The organism is Clostridium nigeriense (assembly GCF_900086595.1).
Lineage (GTDB): Bacteria > Bacillota > Clostridia > Clostridiales > Clostridiaceae > Clostridium > Clostridium nigeriense.
In genome coordinates this window covers 2,428,611-2,446,572 of the sequence record NZ_LT575472.1, presented here as the reverse complement: position 1 = coordinate 2,446,572, position 17,962 = coordinate 2,428,611, and the positions used below count along the sequence as shown (strand labels likewise).

The following is a 17,962-nucleotide window of genomic DNA, read 5'->3' as shown; positions in this document are numbered from 1 at the left end:
AATGAACCAAGAGTTTATAGGTGCTCTTAAAGAAATTGTTAAAGATAAGGGGATTAGCGAAGATTTAATTTTTACAACTATAGAAGATGCCTTAGTTGCAGCTTATAAGAAAAATTATGCAAGTCCTACAACATCAGCACAAAACGTTAAGGTAAGCATAAATAGGGAAACAGGCGAAATACATGTATATGCACAAAAAGTAGTAGTTGAAGATGTATATGACTATGTAACAGAAATAAGTTTAGAAGAAGCTAAGGAAATCAGTCCAAGATATGATCTTGATGATATAGTAGATTTAGAAGTAACACCAAAGAACTTTGGAAGAGTTGCAGCACAACTTGCTAAAGGAGTAGTTACTCAAAGAATAAGAGAAGCAGAAAGAAATATAGTATATTCTGAGTATAAGGAATTAGAATATGATATTATAACTGGAACTGTTTTAAGAAAAGATAAGGGGAATGTTTTTGTAAACCTTGGTAGAATAGAGACATCTATAGGACCTAATGAACAAATTCCAGGAGAAGAATATAAGTTTAATGAAAGAATTAAACTATATGTTGTAGAAGTTAAAAATGGGTCAAAGGGAGCACAAATTCTAGTTTCAAGAACTCATCCAGGTTTAGTAAAAAGATTATTTGAGTTAGAAGTACCTGAAATTTATGAAGGTATTGTTGAAATAAAGAGTATTTCAAGAGAAGCTGGTTCAAGAAGTAAAATAGCAGTTTATTCAAATGATGAAAATGTGGATCCAATGGGAGCATGTGTTGGACCAAAAGGAACTAGAGTACAAAACATAGTTAATGAACTAAAGGGTGAAAAGATAGATATAATTAAATGGAGCAAAAATCCAGAAGAATTTATTGCAGCATCTTTAAGTCCTGCAAAAGTTTTAGAAGTTGAAGCTTTCGAAGAAAGTAAATCTGCTAAAGTTGTTGTAGATGATAATCAATTATCCCTTGCTATAGGTAAGGAAGGTCAAAATGTTAGACTTGCAGCAAAATTAACTAATTGGAAAATTGATATAAAAAGTAAATCACAAGCAGAAGCACTAAAGAAAGAAGAAGTAAAAGAAGAATCAGTTGAAGAAATTGAAATCTTAGAGTAAGGGAGGCTTTTTATGAAAGTAAAGAAAATTCCTTTAAGAATGTGTACTGGATGCATGGAAATGAAGCCTAAAAAAGAGCTTATAAGAGTTGTTAAAAGTCCAGAAGGAGAAGTTTCTGTTGACTTAACTGGCAAAAAGTCAGGTAGGGGTGCTTATATTTGTAAAGATAAAGAGTGCTTAGAAAAAGCATTTAAAGCAAAGAGACTTTCAAGAAATTTAGATGTAGCTATAAATGAAGAAATTTATAATAGATTAAGGGAAGAAATAAATGGATAAGTTTTTTAATTTTCTAGGTTTAGCTAAAAGATCAGGTAATGTAATTGAAGGGTATAGTAAATGTGATGAAGAAAGAAATAGAAGATCTATTTATTTATTCATAATTTCTAAAGATGCTTCAAACAGTACTAAAAAGAAATTTAAAAACCATTGCTTATTAAAGAATATTAGGTTTATAGAAAATTTTTCAAAGGAAGAAATAGGTCTTTCTATTGGAAGAGAAGAGGTAAAAATATTAGCTATTACTGATGAAAATATGGCTAACAAGCTTTATACCCTTTATGAAACACAAAGTATTAAAAATTAACCGGGGGTGATTTTATTGTCAAAAATCAGAGTATATGAATTGGCAAAAGAACTTAAAATAAGTTCAAAGGAACTTATAGAATTATTAATGAATGAATTTAGCGTTGATGTAAAAAATCATATGAGCGTTATAGAAGATGAGGATGCAGAATTAATTAAAGAATTAATAGGTGAAACAGAAAATCCTGATAATAAAACAATAGTAGATGAATATGAAGAAATTTTAGCAGAAGAAGTTAATAATCAAGCTAAAAAGAAAAAGAGAAAGAAAAATGAAGAATTAGTTGAAACTATTGGAGAAGGTGGATCAGGAGTAGTTGAAATTGGAGAGACTATAACTGTTAAAGAATTATCTGAAAAATTAGGAAAACCAACTGCAGATGTTATTAAGACTCTTATTTTTACAGGTGTTATGGCTGGAATAAATCAAGAAATAGATTTTGCAACAGCTGAAAAAGTGTGTGAAAAATATGAATGCTTAGTTGTTAAAAAAGAAGAAAAAGAAGAATTAGAAATAGTTGAAGAAGAAGAAGTAGTGGAAGAAAACTTAGTTAAGAGACCACCTATAGTTACAGTTATGGGTCACGTTGACCATGGTAAGACTTCACTTTTAGATGCTATAAGAAAAGCAAAAGTAACTGCTAGCGAAGCTGGTGGAATTACTCAACATATAGGAGCATACACTGTTAATTTAAATGGAGAAAAATTAACATTTTTAGATACTCCTGGCCACGAAGCTTTTACTGCAATGAGAGCAAGAGGAGCACAAGTTACAGATGTAGTTATATTAGTTGTTGCTGCAGATGATGGAATAATGCCACAAACTAAAGAAGCTATAAGCCACTGTAAAGCAGCTGGAGTTCCTATGATAGTAGCTATAAATAAAATAGATAGACCAGGAGCTAATATAGACAGAGTAAAACAAGAGTTAACAGAATATGAACTAGTTGCAGAAGATTGGGGTGGAGACACTATTTGTGTTCCTGTTTCAGCTAAAACTGGGGAAAATTTAGATCAATTATTAGAAATGGTATTACTAACATCAGAAATGGCTGAGCTTAAAGCAGATCCAAAGAGAAAAGCAAAGGGAACAGTTATAGAAGCTAAGCTTGATAAGGGTAGAGGAGCAGTTGCAACTTTACTTATCCAAAACGGAACATTACATGTTGGAGATTCTATTTTAGTAGGCTCTACTTATGGTAGAATAAGAGCAATGTTTGATGACAAGGGTAAATCAATAAAAAATGCAGGACCTTCAATACCAGTAGAAATATTAGGTCTTTCAGAAGTTCCATCTGCAGGAGATAGATTTACAGTTGTAAAAGATGAAAAAACAGCAAGAAATATGGCTGAAACTAGAAAACAAAAAATTAAAGACGAAAGTTTCCATTCAGCAAATAGAGTTTCATTAGAAGATTTATATAGCCAAATTCAAGAGGGAACAGTTAAAGAACTTAGTATAATTGTAAAAGCTGATGTTCAAGGTTCAGTTCAAGCTATAAAACAATCTTTAGAAAAACTTTCTACTGAAGACGTAAAGGTAAGAGTGATTCATGGTGGAGTTGGTGCCATAACAGAAACAGATGTAACTCTTGCTACAGCATCAAATGCTTTATTAATAGGATTTAATGTAAGACCTGACTCAAATGCTAGTACAATAGCAGATAAAGAAGGAGTAGAAATTAAAACTTATAGAATAATATATGATGCAATAGAAGATGTTAAATCAGCAATGATAGGAATGCTTGATCCAGAATATAAAGAAGTTGTAAATGGTAAAGCCGAAGTTAGAGTTGTTTACAAAATTTCTAATGTGGGAACTATAGCTGGTTGTTATGTTACTGATGGTAAGATTTTAAGAAATTCAGAAGTTAGAGTTATAAGAGATGGAATAGTAATATTCGAATCAACGCTAGCATCATTAAAAAGATTTAAAGATGATGCAAAAGAAGTTAACACAGGATATGAGTGTGGCTTAAGTGTTGAAAAGTTCAATGATATAAAAGAAGGCGACGTAATAGAATCCTTCAGTATGCAAGCAGTTGAAAGAAAGCAGCTTTAAACAAAGAGGTGATTTTAAATGGCTAATTATAGAGGCGGAAGGATAAATGAAGAAGTAAAGAGAGAAATAAGCGTTATTATAAGAGATGAAATTAAAGATCCGAGAATGACTGCTATGGTGTCAATAACATCAGTTAAGGTTAGTAAGGATTTAAGATATGCAAAGGTATTTGTAAGTATTTTTGGTAAAACTGAAGAAGAAAAAAACGAAACCTTTGCTGCATTAAAAAGTGCAAGTGGATATGTAAGAAGAGAAGTAGGTCAAAGAATGAACTTAAGAAATACTCCTCAAATAATCTTTGAATTAGATGATTCAATAAGCTATAGTATGAGAATTGAAGAGCTTATAGATAAGGTTAAAGATAAGTAATGAATACTTTACAAGATATTAGTAAAATAATATTAAGAAGTAGTAAGATAGGCATTACCTACCATGTATCACCTGATGGTGATGCAGTAGGTAGTGCACTTGCACTATTAAATGCTTTAAAATTTTTAAATAAAGACGCTTATTTAATTTCAAAGGATATAATTTCAGATAATCTTCAATTTCTAAAATGTTCTAATGAAGCTAATGGGTTAGTAACAAAACCACTTAGTGAAACTGATTTAGTAGTTGTAGTAGATTGTGGCAATTTTGAACGTATATCAGCAGAACTAAAAGAATTTAAAGGAACAATAATTAATATAGACCACCATATTTCCAATGATAAATATGGTGAATTAAATTATGTTGATACTAATGCAGCAGCAACAGCCGAAATAATATTTGAACTTTTAGAAACTCTAGGAATTAATTTTGATAAAGTTAATGAAGATTTATATGAAATAGGAACATGTCTTTATACTTCTTTAGTAACTGATACTGGTGGCTTTAGACACTCAAATGTTACCTCTAGAACTCATAAAATTGCATCAAAGTTAAAAGAACTTGGCGTAAATAATACTTATATTTATCAAAGTCTATTCGATAATAATAGTTTTGAAAAAATAAGATTAATAGGGAAATCAATTAATAATATGGAGTTATTATTAGATAGGAAAGTTTCTCTTATAAAAATACCAAAGTCTTATGGTGAAGAACTTAATATAGAAATTGGTGACACTTCAGATATAATCTCTTTTGGGTTACAAATCAAAGGTGTAGAAGTTTCAGTATTAATAAAAGAAACAGACAATGGGTCAAAGGCAAGTTTAAGATCTAAAAATCAAATTGATGTTAGAAAAATAGCGGAAAAACTAGGTGGTGGTGGTCACGTAAAGGCTGCTGGGATAACAATGAATGGTTTAAGTTTAGAAGAAGCTAAAGATAAGATTCTAGAAGAAATAGAGAAAGAGTTGTTATAATGGATGGAGTAATTAACATTTTTAAAAATACTGGTATGACTTCCTTTGATGTTGTAAGAATAATTAAAAAGGCTTCAGGAACAAAAAAGGTTGGACATACTGGCACTTTAGATCCAGAAGCATCAGGTGTACTTCCGGTATGCATAGGAAAAGGCACTAAAATTATTGATTATATTATGAATTCAGATAAAGTGTATGAAGTTGAATTAAAACTTGGTATTATTACAACAACATATGATTTAGAAGGAGAAATAATTGAAGAGAAAGATCCATCTAATATAGATAACAAAGAAATTTTAAATGTTATAAATTCTTTTATAGGTGAATATAGCCAAATTCCACCTATGTATTCAGCTTTAAAGCAAAATGGCGTAAGGCTTTATGAACTTGCAAGAAAAGGCATAGAAGTTGAAAGAGAAGGAAGAATTATAAGTATATATAATATTGAAGATATTAAAATTAACAATCCATATATATGTATGAAAGTAACATGCTCAAAGGGCACATATATTAGAAGTCTTTGTTATGACATTGGAAAGCAATTAGGGGTAGGTGCAGCTATGACAAAGCTAAAGAGAAGTAAAACCTCTAAATTTTCTGAAGATGATTCAATAAATATAAGTGAAATAAATTCAGAAAATATTAAAAACTTTATTATAAGGATAGAAGATGCTTTAGATGCTTATGATAAAATAGTTGTTTTAAATAATTATTGCAGACTTTTAATTAATGGTGTTAGAGTTTTTGATAAAAGATTTACAAGAGATAATATTGAAGTTGATAAACTATATAGAGTTTATGATGAAGACAATAATTTTATAGGACTTGGAAAGAGCAATCATCAGGGCTTTAAGATAGAAAAATTGTTAATTAATTAGGAGAGCAAGATATGATAGTAATAGATGATATTATTATGGATAATAAAGAGAGTGCTAATTATGTTGCACTAGGAAGCTTTGATGGACTTCATTATGGTCACTTATCCCTTGTTAGAAAAACAGTTGAAGTTGCTAAAGAGAAAAATGGGAAAAGTATGGTTTTTACTTATAAAAATCATCCAAAAACTGTAGTTAAACCTGATTGCGTACCTAAGTTAATTATGGATTTAGATACTAAACTTGAATATTTAGAAGAAGAAAATGTTGATATAGTAGTACTTAGAACTTTCACAAAGGAATTTATGGGAATAGAAGCAGAGGATTTCATTAAATTACTGTGTGAAGGATATAATGTAAAAGGAATAGTAGTAGGATTTAACTTTAGATTTGGTCACAAAAATTTAGGGGATATAGAGTTACTAAAAAAGCTTAAAGAAAAATATGGATATGAATTATATATAATTGAACCATATACATATGAAGATAAAGCTATAAGTAGTACCAGAATTAGAAATTGTATTTTAGAAGGAAATGTTTCTGAAGCTACTAAAATGCTTTCAAAACCATATTTAATTAAAGGAAAAGTTATTCATGGTAAACAACTTGGAAGAACAATAGGAGTTCCTACTGCAAATTTAAATTTTAATGAAAAAATGATAATCCCTTCAAATGGAGTATATTATACAAATGTTGAATATAAGAACAATAAATATAAAGGTCTTACTTCAGTTGGGAATAATCCAACAGTAAATGGGCAAGAATTAACTATAGAAACATACATCTTAAATTTTGATGAAATGATTTATGGTGAAGAACTTAAAGTATACTTTATTGAAAGAATACGAGGAGAAATTAAATTCGATTCTTTAGATGAGCTAGTTTTACAAATAAAGAAAGATGAAGAATTTATTAAAAATAAAGAAATAATAATCTAATTATTATAAATTTATAATTTACAATAATAATATGATTTGTTATAATAGCAAGGAAGAACCTAATTCTAAGATATGAGGGTGCTAGCTCACATCATGGATATAGGGGATAATTTTACGGAGGTGCGATTAATGGACGCAATAAGAAAGCAAGAAATAATTAAAGAATACGGAAGACACGAAGGAGATACTGGTTCACCAGAAGTGCAAATAGCTTTATTAACAGAAAGAATTAATTCTTTAACTGATCATTTAAAGATGCACAAGAAAGACCACCACTCAAGAAGAGGTCTTTTAATGATGGTTGGTAGAAGAAGAGGTCTTCTAAACTACTTAGCTGATCAAGATATCGAAAGATATAGAGCTATAATCAAAAAATTAGGCTTAAGAAGATAGTCCTTAGAGCGGTTTTTAAGCCGCTCTATTATTTTAACAATTTTAAATGATAAGTGAGAAGCCTTGAAGGGAGGTTACAAAATGAACAATGTAATGAAAACAACTATAGCTGGAAGAGAGTTTAAGTTAGAATTTGGTAAGATTGGAATGTTATCAAATATAGCTGCTTTTATTAGCTATGGAGACACAGTAATTTTAACTAATGTTAATGCTTCAGAAAAACCAAGAGAGGGTATAGATTTCTTCCCCCTAAGTGTTGAATATGAAGAAAGATTATACTCAGTAGGAAAAATCCCAGGAGGATTTATAAAAAGAGAAGGAAGACCTTCAGAAAATGCTATTTTATTTGGAAGAGCAGTAGATAGACCTTTAAGACCTTTGTTTCCAAAGGGATATAGAAACGATGTGCAAGTAGTTTGTACAGTAGTATCAGTTGAAAAAGATAATTTACCAGAAATTCTAGCTATCAATGCAGCGTCATTATCATTATGCTTATCTAGCATTCCTTTTACGACACCTGTTGCAGCTGTGCAAGTAGGCCTAATCGACGGGAAATTCATTTTAAATCCAACATCTAAAGAAAGAGAAGAAAGCATTCTTCAATTAACTGTTTGTGCAACTAGCGAAAGAGTTATGATGATTGAAGCTGGTGGTAACGAAATACCAGAAGATGTAATGCTTGATGCTATTAAGTTTGGTTTTGATAGTTGCCAAGATATAGTTAAATTCCAAGAAGAAGCTATGAAGAAGTTTGGAAAAGAAAAGATAGTTCCTGAACTATATAAACCAAGCGAAGAATTAGAAGGCGAAATAAGAGAATTTGCTAGCGATATGATAAAGAAAGCTATGTGGATAACAGATAAAGATGAAAGAAACGCTGCTATTGACGAAATTAATGAAAAAGTTTATGCAGAATTTGAAGAAAAATATCCAGATAATATAGGTGATATAAAAGAAATAATGTATAACCTACAAAAAGAAGTTGTAAGAGATATGCTTTTAAATCATCATAGAAGACCAGATGAAAGAGCATTTGATCAAGTTAGACCAATATCTTGTGAGGTAGGAATATTACCAAGAACTCATGGAACTGGATTATTTACAAGAGGATTAACTCAAGTTATGACTGTCGCTACTTTAGGCGCAGTTGGAGATATCCAAATTATAGATGGTATAGGTGAAGCAGAATCAAAGAGATATATGCACCATTATAATTTCCCAGGATATTCAGTTGGGGAAGTTAAGCCATTAAGAGGTCCAGGAAGAAGAGAAATTGGTCATGGTGCTTTAGCTGAAAGAGCTTTAGAGCCATTAATACCTTCAGAAGAAGAATTCCCATATACTATTAGATTAGTTTCAGAAGTATTAAGTTCTAATGGATCAACTTCTCAAGCATCTGTATGTGGAAGTACTTTAGCATTATTAGATGCTGGTGTGCCTTTAAAAAGACCAGCAGCGGGTATAGCTATGGGACTTATAACTTCAGAAGACCTTTCAAGAGAGGAAGTTTTAACAGATATTCAAGGTATCGAGGATTTCTTTGCTGATATGGACTTTAAGGTTGCAGGTACTGTAGAAGGAATAACTTCTATTCAAGTAGATACAAAAATTAAAGGTTTAAGCTTTAAGGTTATAGAAGATGCTATAACAGGAGCAAGAAAAGCTAGACTAGAAATTTTAGATAAAATCACAGAATGTATTCCAGAAGCTAGAAAAGAAGTTTCAGAATATGCACCTAAAACTTCTATTATTACTGTAGATACAGAAAAAATTAGAGATATAATAGGTGCTGGTGGTAAAGTAATCAATAAGATTATAGAAGAAACAGGAGTTAAAATAGATATAAAAGAAGATGGTACAGTATTTGTATCTTCACCAGATCATGAAGGTGTTAAGAAAGCCATTTCTATTATTGAAGGTTTAACTAAAGAAGTTAAGGCTGGAGAAGTTTACTTAGGAAAAGTAACTAAAATAGCTACTTTTGGAGCATTCGTTGAAATTCTTCCTAACAAAGAAGGCTTATGTCATATTTCAAAATTAGATAAGGCAAGAGTTAACAAGGTAGAAGATGTTGTTTCAGTTGGAGACGAAATATTAGTTAAGGTAACTGAAATAGATAATCAAGGAAGAATAAATCTTTCTAGAAAAGATGCTTTAATAGATAGTTCAGAAGAAGAGAAAACTGAATAAAAAATCATAGTAAAGGGCAATTTATTGCCTTTTTTCTTTATATTATAAAATTTTTATTATTACTACATAAGTATAAGATAAAATAGAATAATATTAATATATAACAAGATAATAAAGGAGGGCGTATGTATAATTTTTATAAATTAAAAAATGGTTTAAGAGTAGTTACTGAATATATTGAGCATGTAAACTCCATAAGTGTAGGAGTAATGGTTCAAAATGGTTCTAGAAATGAAGATTTAAGCTTAAATGGTATTTCTCATTTTATTGAACACATGTTTTTTAAAGGGACAGAAAAAAGAACTTCAAAAGACATAGTTCAAGAAATAGAAAATGTAGGTGGACAAATAAACGCCTATACAAGTAAAGAAGCTACTTGTTACTATATAAAAAACTTAAGTACACATCTAGACTTGTCCATAGAAATATTAGCAGATATGATTATAAACTCTAAATTTGATGATGAAGAAATATTAAAAGAACAGGGGGTTGTAATTGAAGAAATTAATATGAGTGAAGATTCTCCTGAAGATGTTTTAGATAATAATCAAGCTCAAGCTATTTTTGGTAATAATCCATTATCCTATCCTATATTAGGAACAATAGAAAATATAAAATCTTTTGATAGCAAAAAAATAAAGAATTTTGTTAGATCTCATTATAATCCACTTAATTCAGTAGTTTCTATATGCGGTAAATTTGATGAAAAAGAATTAATGAAAATTCTTGAAGAAAATTTTGGGGATTGGGAAGTAGATAAGGATTATTCTCCTAAATATGAGAGTCCTATTTTATTAATGGATAGCAAATATACAAATAAGCAAATTGAACAACTTCACATAAATTTAGCTTTAAAAGGACTTCCTTATGCTCATGAAAAAGCTTATTCATTAGTTTTACTTAATAATATTTTTGGGGGCGGAGCCTCATCAATATTATTTCAAAAAGTAAGGGAAGAACTAGGACTATGCTACACTATATACTCTTATGGTCAACCATATTTAGGTGTTGGAATAAATAATATATATACAGGAGTAAGTAAGCAATATGCAGAAAAAGCTTTAAGTGTTATTAATAAAGAACTTAAGAAATTTGCTGAGAATGGAATTTCAAAAGAACTTCTTGAAATAAATAAAGAAAAGATAAAGGCTAACTATATATTAGGTCTTGAAAGTACATCATCAAGAATGTTTTCTAATGCTAAAAATATGCTATTACAAAATAAAATTAAAACTCAAGAAGAAGTAATAAATAAAATTAACAATATAAATGGTGATGACATAAATTATGTATTAGGTACATGCTTTAAACCAGGTATAATAAGCTCAGCATATGTAGGTCAAGATATAGATTATGAAAAACTAAATCATATTATAGAGCCTAATATTAAAGCTTACGATAACTCCAATATAGAAGGATTTTCAAGGGTATAAATTAGTAGTAATAAAATTAAATTTTCTATCATAAGATTTACATAAGATGATATGGAGGTGTATCTTATGTTTAAAAATGATAGAAGAAGTGAAAAGTATTATGAGGAAGATGATAAAAGAGAGTCAAGATATAGGCTACTTAGTGATTTAGAGAGATATGAAATTTTCAATACTGAAGAAGCGGAAAAATATGATACTCAACAAGCTTTAGATTTTATTATTGATGAAGATGGTAATTTACAATTTATAGTTGCTGCTGTTGCTGGAAGTAAACTAGGATTGTTCGGCGGTAGGGAATACGTTGAAATCCCATGGAACTATATTACTAAAATTGGTGCAAATGTAATTGTAGTTTCAGCTGATAAGGATAAGATAAAGAGAGCAAGAGCGTAAACTTAGGGAGGTTATTGCTTGAAAATAATTATACAAAAATTTGGTGGAACCTCAGTTTCCACTAAAGAAAGAAGAGGACAAGTTGTATCAAAAGTTAAAGAAGCATTACAAAAAGGCTTTTTTCCTGTAATTGTAGTTTCAGCTATGGGAAGAAAAGGAGAGGCTTATGCAACAGATACATTATTGTCTTTAGTTGATGATAATTTTAAGAGAAATAACCTACAGGCTGTAGATATGCTTATGTGTTGTGGAGAAATTATTAGTGCTGTTGTAATTAGTAATATGCTAATAAATGAAGGAATAGAATCAATTCCACTAACTGGTGGTCAAGCAGGTATAATCACAAATGATAGTTTTTCAGAAGCAGAATTACTGTACACAAATCCAGAAAATATTATAAAAGTAATAAAGTTAGGAAAAATACCAATAGTTGCAGGATTTCAAGGCATTACTGAAGAAGGGTATTTAACTACTCTTGGAAGAGGTGGAAGTGATACATCCGCTTGTATATTAGGTGAAGCTTTAAAGGCTGATGAGATAGAAATATATACTGATGTTGATGGTATAATGACAGCAGATCCAAGAATCGTTAAAGAGGCAACTTTGATTAACACTATAAGCTATAATGAAATTTTTCAGCTTGCAGATCAAGGTGCAAAGGTTATACATCCAAGGGCTGTTGACTGTGCTAGAAAAGCCAATATACCTATAGTAATAAAAAACACTATGAATAATTCCAAGGGAACTTTAATTAATGATTTTGGAGATACAAATAAGGGAAAAATAATTTCCGGAATAACTCACTTAAACAATAGGACTCAAGTAACTATAAAACTCAATGATAATAAAAATAATAATAATTATAGATATTTATTAGAAATTTTGGCTAAGAATAATGTTAGTTTAGATTTGATAAATATTTTTCCTACTGAACAAATATTTACTATAAATTCAAATAAAAAGAAAAAGGTTGAAGAAATTTTAAATAAAAATAAATTAGTTTATAAATTTACAGATGATTGTAGTACCATTGCAATAGTTGGCATTGGAATGAGAGGAGTACCAGGAATAATGGCAAAAATAATTAATACTCTAGGTGAGAATTCTATAGAAATTCTTCAAACTGCTGACTCTAACATGACTATATGGTGCTTAATAAAATCTGAATATGTAGATATTGCTTTGAATTTACTTCATAAAGCTTTTAATTTGGGTGAATAAAATAAATCCTCTTGTACAAAATAGTAATGTATAGGAGGATTTTATTATGCAAGAAATATACAGTAAATTAAATAGTGAAAATAAAGAAGATGAAAAGTTAAGAGAGGAAAAAGAAAAAAGAGAAGAAATTATAGAGTTTGGAACGTCAAATGGAACATCTCAAGATGACAGTATTCAAATTTTACCTATAATTGGCCAAATAGAGGGACATCAAGTATTACCAGCTCAAAGCAAATCAACAAAGTATGAGCATGTGATTCCTCAGCTAATATCAATGGAAAGAAGTGATAAAGTTAAAGGAGTACTAATAATTCTAAACACCGTTGGAGGAGATGTAGAGGCAGGTCTAGCTATAGCTGAAATGATTAACTCTTTATCTAAGCCAACAGTTTCCATAGTTATTGGAGGTGGGCATTCCATAGGAGTACCTCTTGCAACATCATCAAGCTATTCTTTTATAACTCCTTCAGCAACTATGATAGTACATCCAATTAGAATGAATGGTTTCGTAATAGGGGTAGCTCAAACCTTTAATTATTTTCAAAAGATGCAAGAAAGAATAGACAATTTTATTGTTAGGACTTCTAAAATAAAAAAAGAAGAACTTAAGAAAATGATGTTAAAATCTGATGAACTTTTAAATGATATGGGAACTATTTTAATTGGAAAACAAGCAGTTGAATGCGGCCTTATAGACGAAGAAGGTGGAATAAAGGATGCAATATGTAAATTAAAGGATTTAATAAAGGAAAAAGAAAATAATAAGGAATTATAATAACTTATGAAAATAACATTTAATAATATGATTAATAGTGAAGCAATTTAAGTAATAGACTTTTATTTAAATTGCTTTTTTTTTATTAAAGTTTATAATAATATTATGTAAAGAAATAGTTTACAATAAATGGGAAAATGGCGAGGTGATTCTGTGTCTAAGAGTAAGGTAAAAAAGACTAGCAATAAAAAAGACACAAGTAAGAAAAATAATAAAAAAGAAAACGGAGATATTAAAGGTGTAATTTATATAGCTTTAGGTGTATTGCTAGGCATAGCTATTTATACAACTTGGGCAGGAGCCCTATCAACTATATCTAAAGAAGTAATTTATAAGATGATAGGTACATCTTCTTTTATTCTACCATTATACTTAATTTATTTTGGTTATTATATTATAGCATCAAAAGGAAATATAAAAATAACTAGGAGGGTTTTTGGAATAACAATAATCTTAATTTCAATTACCTTAGGTTGTGCAACTGCAAGTATTAATGTTCTAGAAATTAAAGAAGGTTTTTCAGAAACGTGGAAACAAATAGTTGAAGTAGATGGAATTCATGGTGGACTTTTAGGTCATTTAATAACTTACCCTTTAAGTAAATTAATAGGATTTATAGGATCATATATTCTATATTTAGCTTTAATATCAATAGGTATCACTCTTACTTCTGATATAACACTATATGATGTAGTAATAATGTTTAAAGGAAAATTAAATAGAGAAAATTCTAAAGTAAAAGAGAAGGAAATAAAAAAGAATAGCAAAGAGGAAGATGCTCCTATGATAGAAGTAGTTCCGAAAATTGAAGAAAAAGAAAGAGAAGAATTTATAAATGGAATAAATAATAAGATAAAGATTTTAGATTTTATGAAAAATTCTTCATTAGAAGATAGTATTTTAGAAGCATCAATAGATGAAAGTAAGATTATAACAGATTCTAATCCTTTTAATATTGAAGTTTTTGATGAAGATAAACAAGACTTTAGTAAAGTAAGCACTTATGAAGAAAAAAGTAAAAAGAAGGAAAAGTTAGACAATTCAGTTAAAGAAGTTGTTAGCAAGGAAATAGAAGAAAGTTTATATGAGGAGAAGAAGGAAGAAAAGGAATATATACATCCTTCGGTGGAACTATTAAATATAAATAGTAAAATGAAACTTAAAAGTGAGGATAAAAAAGAACTTATTGAAAATGCTGGTAAGCTGGAAGGGATCCTTAATGATTTTGGCGTTGATGCTAAAGTGATACAAGTTACAAAGGGACCATCTGTAACTAGATTTGAAATTCAACCAAGTCCAGGAGTTAAGGTTTCAAAGATTGTTAATCTGCAAGATGATATAGCATTAGGACTTGCCGCAAGTGGTGTTAGAATGGAAGCTCCTATTCCTGGAAAGGCAGCTATAGGAATTGAGGTTCCAAATAGTAAACAAACAGCAGTGTTTTTGAGAGAAGTATTAGACTCAAAGGAGTTTGAAACTACTAATAAAAAATTAGCTTTTGCATTAGGAAAAGACATAGCAGGAAAATGTGTAGTTGGAGATTTATCTACTATGCCACACATGTTAATTGCAGGGGCTACTGGTTCAGGGAAATCTGTTTGCATAAATACTCTTATAGTTAGCTTATTATATAAATATAGTCCTAAAGAAGTTAAACTTTTAATGGTAGACCCAAAGGTAGTAGAACTTAGTGTTTACAATGGAATACCACATCTTTTAATACCAGTTGTAACAGACCCTAAGAAAGCTGCAGCAGCACTAAATTGGGCAGTTAATGAAATGAATAAAAGGTATAAACTATTTGCAGATGCTTCAGTAAGAAATATTGAAAGCTATAATGCATTATTTGATAAAGGGATAATAGAAGAAAAATTACCATATACAGTTATTATTGTAGATGAGCTTGCTGACTTGATGATGGCATGCCCTAATGATGTAGAGGATTATATCTGTAGATTAGCCCAAATGGCTAGAGCTGCTGGAATGCATCTTATAATAGCTACTCAAAGACCTTCGGTAGATGTAATTACAGGGGTGATAAAAGCTAATATTCCTTCTAGAATTTCTTTTGCAGTTTCATCAGGGATAGATTCAAGAACTATATTAGATCAAACAGGTGCAGAGAAATTATTAGGTAGAGGAGATATGCTTTATTGTCCTATAGGAGAAAATAAACCAATTAGAGTTCAAGGGGCATTTATATCTGAAGAGGAAGTAGAAAAGGTTGTAAACTTTATAAAGAGTGAAGATGAAGTACTAGATTATGAAGAATCAATAATTGAACATATTGAAAATGAAAGCAGAGATACTGGAAAAAGTCCTGAGAATAATGATAGTGATGAATTAATTAATGAAGCAATTAAAGTTGTGGTTGAATACAATCAAGCTTCTACATCTTTCTTACAAAGAAAGCTTAGAATCGGATTTAATAGAGCGTCTAGAATAATGGATGAGCTTGAAGAAATGGGAATAATATCTGAAAAAGATGGAAGTAGACCAAGACAGGTTTTAGTTAGTAAAGAAGAAATGAATATAGATGATTAAAAAAACTTGTAAAACTTATTTTTCTACATTAAAATAGGATTTAGGCTAAATTAGTATAATCTAATACATAGGAGGAAAAAAACTTTGGAAAAGTATAAAGTAGGTATGGTAAGCTTAGGTTGTGATAAAAATAGAGTTGATTCTGAGCTTATTTTAGGAACTATAAATAAATTTTATGAAATAACTAATGACCCCAAGGAAGCAGAAATAATAATTGTAAATACCTGTGGGTTTATAGAAAGTGCAAAGCAAGAATCTATAGATACTATTTTAGAAATGGCAGAATATAAGAAGAAATACAAATGTAAAATGCTTATTGCTACAGGGTGTTTAACTCAAAGATATGGTGAAGAACTTTTAGAACTTATGCCTGAAATAGATATACTTATGGGCGTAAATGATTATATGAAGATTCATAAGTTAATACTAGATTTTATTAAAGGTGAAAGAAAATTATTTGCGGCAAATTATAGTGATGAAAATATAAATGAAGGAATAAGATTATTAACTACAGATAAACATACTGCTTATGTTAGAATAGCAGAAGGTTGTGATAATTATTGCACATATTGTATAATTCCTAAAATAAGAGGTAAATTTAGAAGTAGAGCAAAAGAGGCTATATTAGATGAAGTAAAATTACTTTCAGAAAATGGTGTCAAAGAAGTAATATTAATAGCACAGGATTTAACCTATTATGGAATGGATATATATAAAGAAAATAAATTGCATGAACTAGTAAATGAAATATCAGAGGTTGAAGGGATTCAATGGATAAGGCTTCTATATTGTTATCCAGAAGAAATTACAGATGAATTAATTGAAGAAATAGCTACAAATAATAAAGTAGTTAAATATTTAGATTTACCTATACAACATATAAGCAATAATATTTTAAGAAAAATGGCAAGAAGAACTAATAAGGAAACTATTACTGCAATAATAAAAAAACTTAGAAGTAGAATTCCAGGAATAACATTAAGAACCTCTTTAATAGTAGGCTTTCCTGGAGAAACTGAAGAAGATTTTAATGAATTATGTGATTTCTTAAAAGAATACAAATTAGATAATGTAGGTGTATTTAAATATTCTAAGGAAGAAGGAACTCCTGCTGCTAATATGATAGATCAAATAGACGAAAACATAAAAAGTAATAGACAAGATACTCTTATGTTGATTCAAAAAAAGGTTGTAGAAGATTTAAACAAATTGAAAATATCAAAAGTTTATGATACTATTATAGAAGGAAGAAAAGGTAAATATTTCATTGGAAGAAGTTCAGAAATGGCCCCTGAAATTGATGGAACCATATTAGTTGATAGTACTGAAAATATTAAAAAAGGTGATATCGTAAAGGTCAAAATAAAAGAAGCTTTAGAGTATGATTTAGTGGGAGAGATATGTGATGAATTTAGCAAATAAGCTAACTATGATAAGAATATTCTTAGTTCCAGTATTCTTGATTTTTATAGCAGTAAAAAATATTCCATATGGAACTTTTATAGCTACTTTTATATTTATAATTGCTTCATTAACAGATCAATTGGATGGTTATATAGCAAGAAGTAGAAATCAAGTCACTACATTTGGAAAATTTATGGATCCACTTGCAGATAAACTTTTAGTTACAGCAGCTTTAATATCCCTAGTAGAATTACAAGTTGTTCCTGCTTGGGCGACAGTAGTAATAATAGCTCGAGAGTTTGCTGTATCAGGTCTTAGAACAATAGCAGCTGCTGAAGGTAAAGTTATTGCAGCAAGTATGTGGGGAAAAGTAAAAACAGTAACTCAAATTGCTGCAATTATAGCTTTATTACTACAATTAAACATAGGTTCATCTAAATATCTAATGTCTTTAGTTGGAAGTAGTGAGATTTTTAAGGAAATTATTGTGCATGGACCAAGAGTTATATTATTATTAGCAGTAATTATGACCATAGTGTCAGGGTACGATTATTTTAAAAAGAATATTAAAATTATTAACCCAAATAAATAGTTTATAATTACTATAAATTGGTTATAATTTAAAAAAGAGTTCCTTCTCTTGGAGTTGGAACTTTTATTATGAAACATAGAATATAGTTATGAAATACATATTGACTATA

17 protein-coding genes are annotated in these 17,962 nt (G+C 29.5%); all 17 read left to right on the top strand.

All coding sequences use genetic code 11. The annotated features are described in order from the left end of the window. The first annotated feature begins 1 nt into the window (after position 1). The 17 genes from nusA to pgsA all read left to right on the top strand — a co-directional run bounded on the left by nusA (position 2) and on the right by pgsA (position 17,853). Positions 2-1,105, top strand: a complete 1,104-nt coding sequence (gene nusA / locus BN6774_RS11525) for a transcription termination factor NusA (RefSeq protein ID WP_066893774.1) — start codon at positions 2-4, stop codon at positions 1,103-1,105. A 12-nt stretch (positions 1,106-1,117) separates the two neighbouring features. Next, positions 1,118-1,381, top strand: coding sequence for an RNase P modulator RnpM (gene rnpM, locus BN6774_RS11520; protein ID WP_066893772.1), 264 nt, complete (start codon positions 1,118-1,120; stop codon positions 1,379-1,381). Continuing rightward, the gene (locus tag BN6774_RS11515; protein ID WP_066893770.1) at positions 1,374-1,688 is read left to right on the top strand and encodes a ribosomal L7Ae/L30e/S12e/Gadd45 family protein; all 315 of its coding nucleotides are present in this window, start codon (positions 1,374-1,376) and stop codon (positions 1,686-1,688) included. Before rnpM ends, BN6774_RS11515 begins: the two co-directional genes overlap by 8 nt. A gap of 15 nt (positions 1,689-1,703) precedes the next feature. Next, positions 1,704-3,749 carry a translation initiation factor IF-2 gene (gene infB / locus BN6774_RS11510; RefSeq protein WP_066893768.1) on the top strand — a complete coding sequence of 682 codons (2,046 nt, stop codon included), beginning with the start codon at positions 1,704-1,706 and terminating at the stop codon, positions 3,747-3,749. Positions 3,750-3,767: 18 nt separating this feature from the next. Continuing rightward, a complete protein-coding gene (rbfA, locus tag BN6774_RS11505) occupies positions 3,768-4,118 on the top strand; it encodes a 30S ribosome-binding factor RbfA (protein WP_066893766.1) in 351 nt (116 codons plus the stop codon). Next, on the top strand, positions 4,118-5,095 hold the full coding sequence (locus tag BN6774_RS11500) for a DHH family phosphoesterase (protein ID WP_066893764.1): 978 nt from the start codon (positions 4,118-4,120) through the stop codon (positions 5,093-5,095). The genes rbfA and BN6774_RS11500 overlap by 1 nt, the downstream gene beginning before the upstream one ends. Then, a complete protein-coding gene (truB, locus tag BN6774_RS11495; RefSeq protein ID WP_066893762.1) occupies positions 5,095-5,973 on the top strand; it encodes a tRNA pseudouridine(55) synthase TruB in 879 nt (292 codons plus the stop codon). The genes BN6774_RS11500 and truB overlap by 1 nt, the downstream gene beginning before the upstream one ends. A gap of 11 nt (positions 5,974-5,984) precedes the next feature. Continuing rightward, positions 5,985-6,908 (top strand): bifunctional riboflavin kinase/FAD synthetase, encoded by a 924-nt coding sequence (locus BN6774_RS11490; RefSeq protein ID WP_066893760.1) that lies wholly within the window; start codon positions 5,985-5,987, stop codon positions 6,906-6,908. A 129-nt stretch (positions 6,909-7,037) separates the two neighbouring features. After that, positions 7,038-7,301, top strand: a complete 264-nt coding sequence (gene rpsO, locus BN6774_RS11485; RefSeq protein WP_066893758.1) for a 30S ribosomal protein S15 — start codon at positions 7,038-7,040, stop codon at positions 7,299-7,301. Between the two features lie 81 nt (positions 7,302-7,382). Further along, the gene (locus tag BN6774_RS11480; protein WP_066893756.1) at positions 7,383-9,491 is read left to right on the top strand and encodes a polyribonucleotide nucleotidyltransferase; all 2,109 of its coding nucleotides are present in this window, start codon (positions 7,383-7,385) and stop codon (positions 9,489-9,491) included. Positions 9,492-9,616: 125 nt separating this feature from the next. Further along, positions 9,617-10,924 (top strand): M16 family metallopeptidase, encoded by a 1,308-nt coding sequence (locus tag BN6774_RS11475; RefSeq protein WP_066893754.1) that lies wholly within the window; start codon positions 9,617-9,619, stop codon positions 10,922-10,924. Between the two features lie 66 nt (positions 10,925-10,990). After that, positions 10,991-11,317: a YlmC/YmxH family sporulation protein gene (locus tag BN6774_RS11470; RefSeq protein WP_066893752.1), complete on the top strand. Its 327-nt coding sequence runs from the start codon at positions 10,991-10,993 to the stop codon at positions 11,315-11,317. Between the two features lie 18 nt (positions 11,318-11,335). After that, positions 11,336-12,538, top strand: a complete 1,203-nt coding sequence (gene dapG / locus BN6774_RS11465) for an aspartate kinase (RefSeq protein ID WP_066893750.1) — start codon at positions 11,336-11,338, stop codon at positions 12,536-12,538. Between the two features lie 46 nt (positions 12,539-12,584). Further along, positions 12,585-13,313, top strand: a complete 729-nt coding sequence (locus tag BN6774_RS11460) for a ClpP family protease (protein WP_066893748.1) — start codon at positions 12,585-12,587, stop codon at positions 13,311-13,313. A 129-nt stretch (positions 13,314-13,442) separates the two neighbouring features. Then, complete coding sequence (locus BN6774_RS11455; protein ID WP_374111477.1) at positions 13,443-15,857, top strand: FtsK/SpoIIIE family DNA translocase; 2,415 nt, start codon at positions 13,443-13,445, stop codon at positions 15,855-15,857. 84 nt (positions 15,858-15,941) lie between these two features. Continuing rightward, a complete protein-coding gene (rimO, locus tag BN6774_RS11450) occupies positions 15,942-17,279 on the top strand; it encodes a 30S ribosomal protein S12 methylthiotransferase RimO (RefSeq protein ID WP_066893744.1) in 1,338 nt (445 codons plus the stop codon). Beyond that, on the top strand, positions 17,263-17,853 hold the full coding sequence (gene pgsA, locus BN6774_RS11445) for a CDP-diacylglycerol--glycerol-3-phosphate 3-phosphatidyltransferase (RefSeq protein ID WP_066893742.1): 591 nt from the start codon (positions 17,263-17,265) through the stop codon (positions 17,851-17,853). Before rimO ends, pgsA begins: the two co-directional genes overlap by 17 nt. The last annotated feature ends 109 nt before the right edge of the window (positions 17,854-17,962 follow it).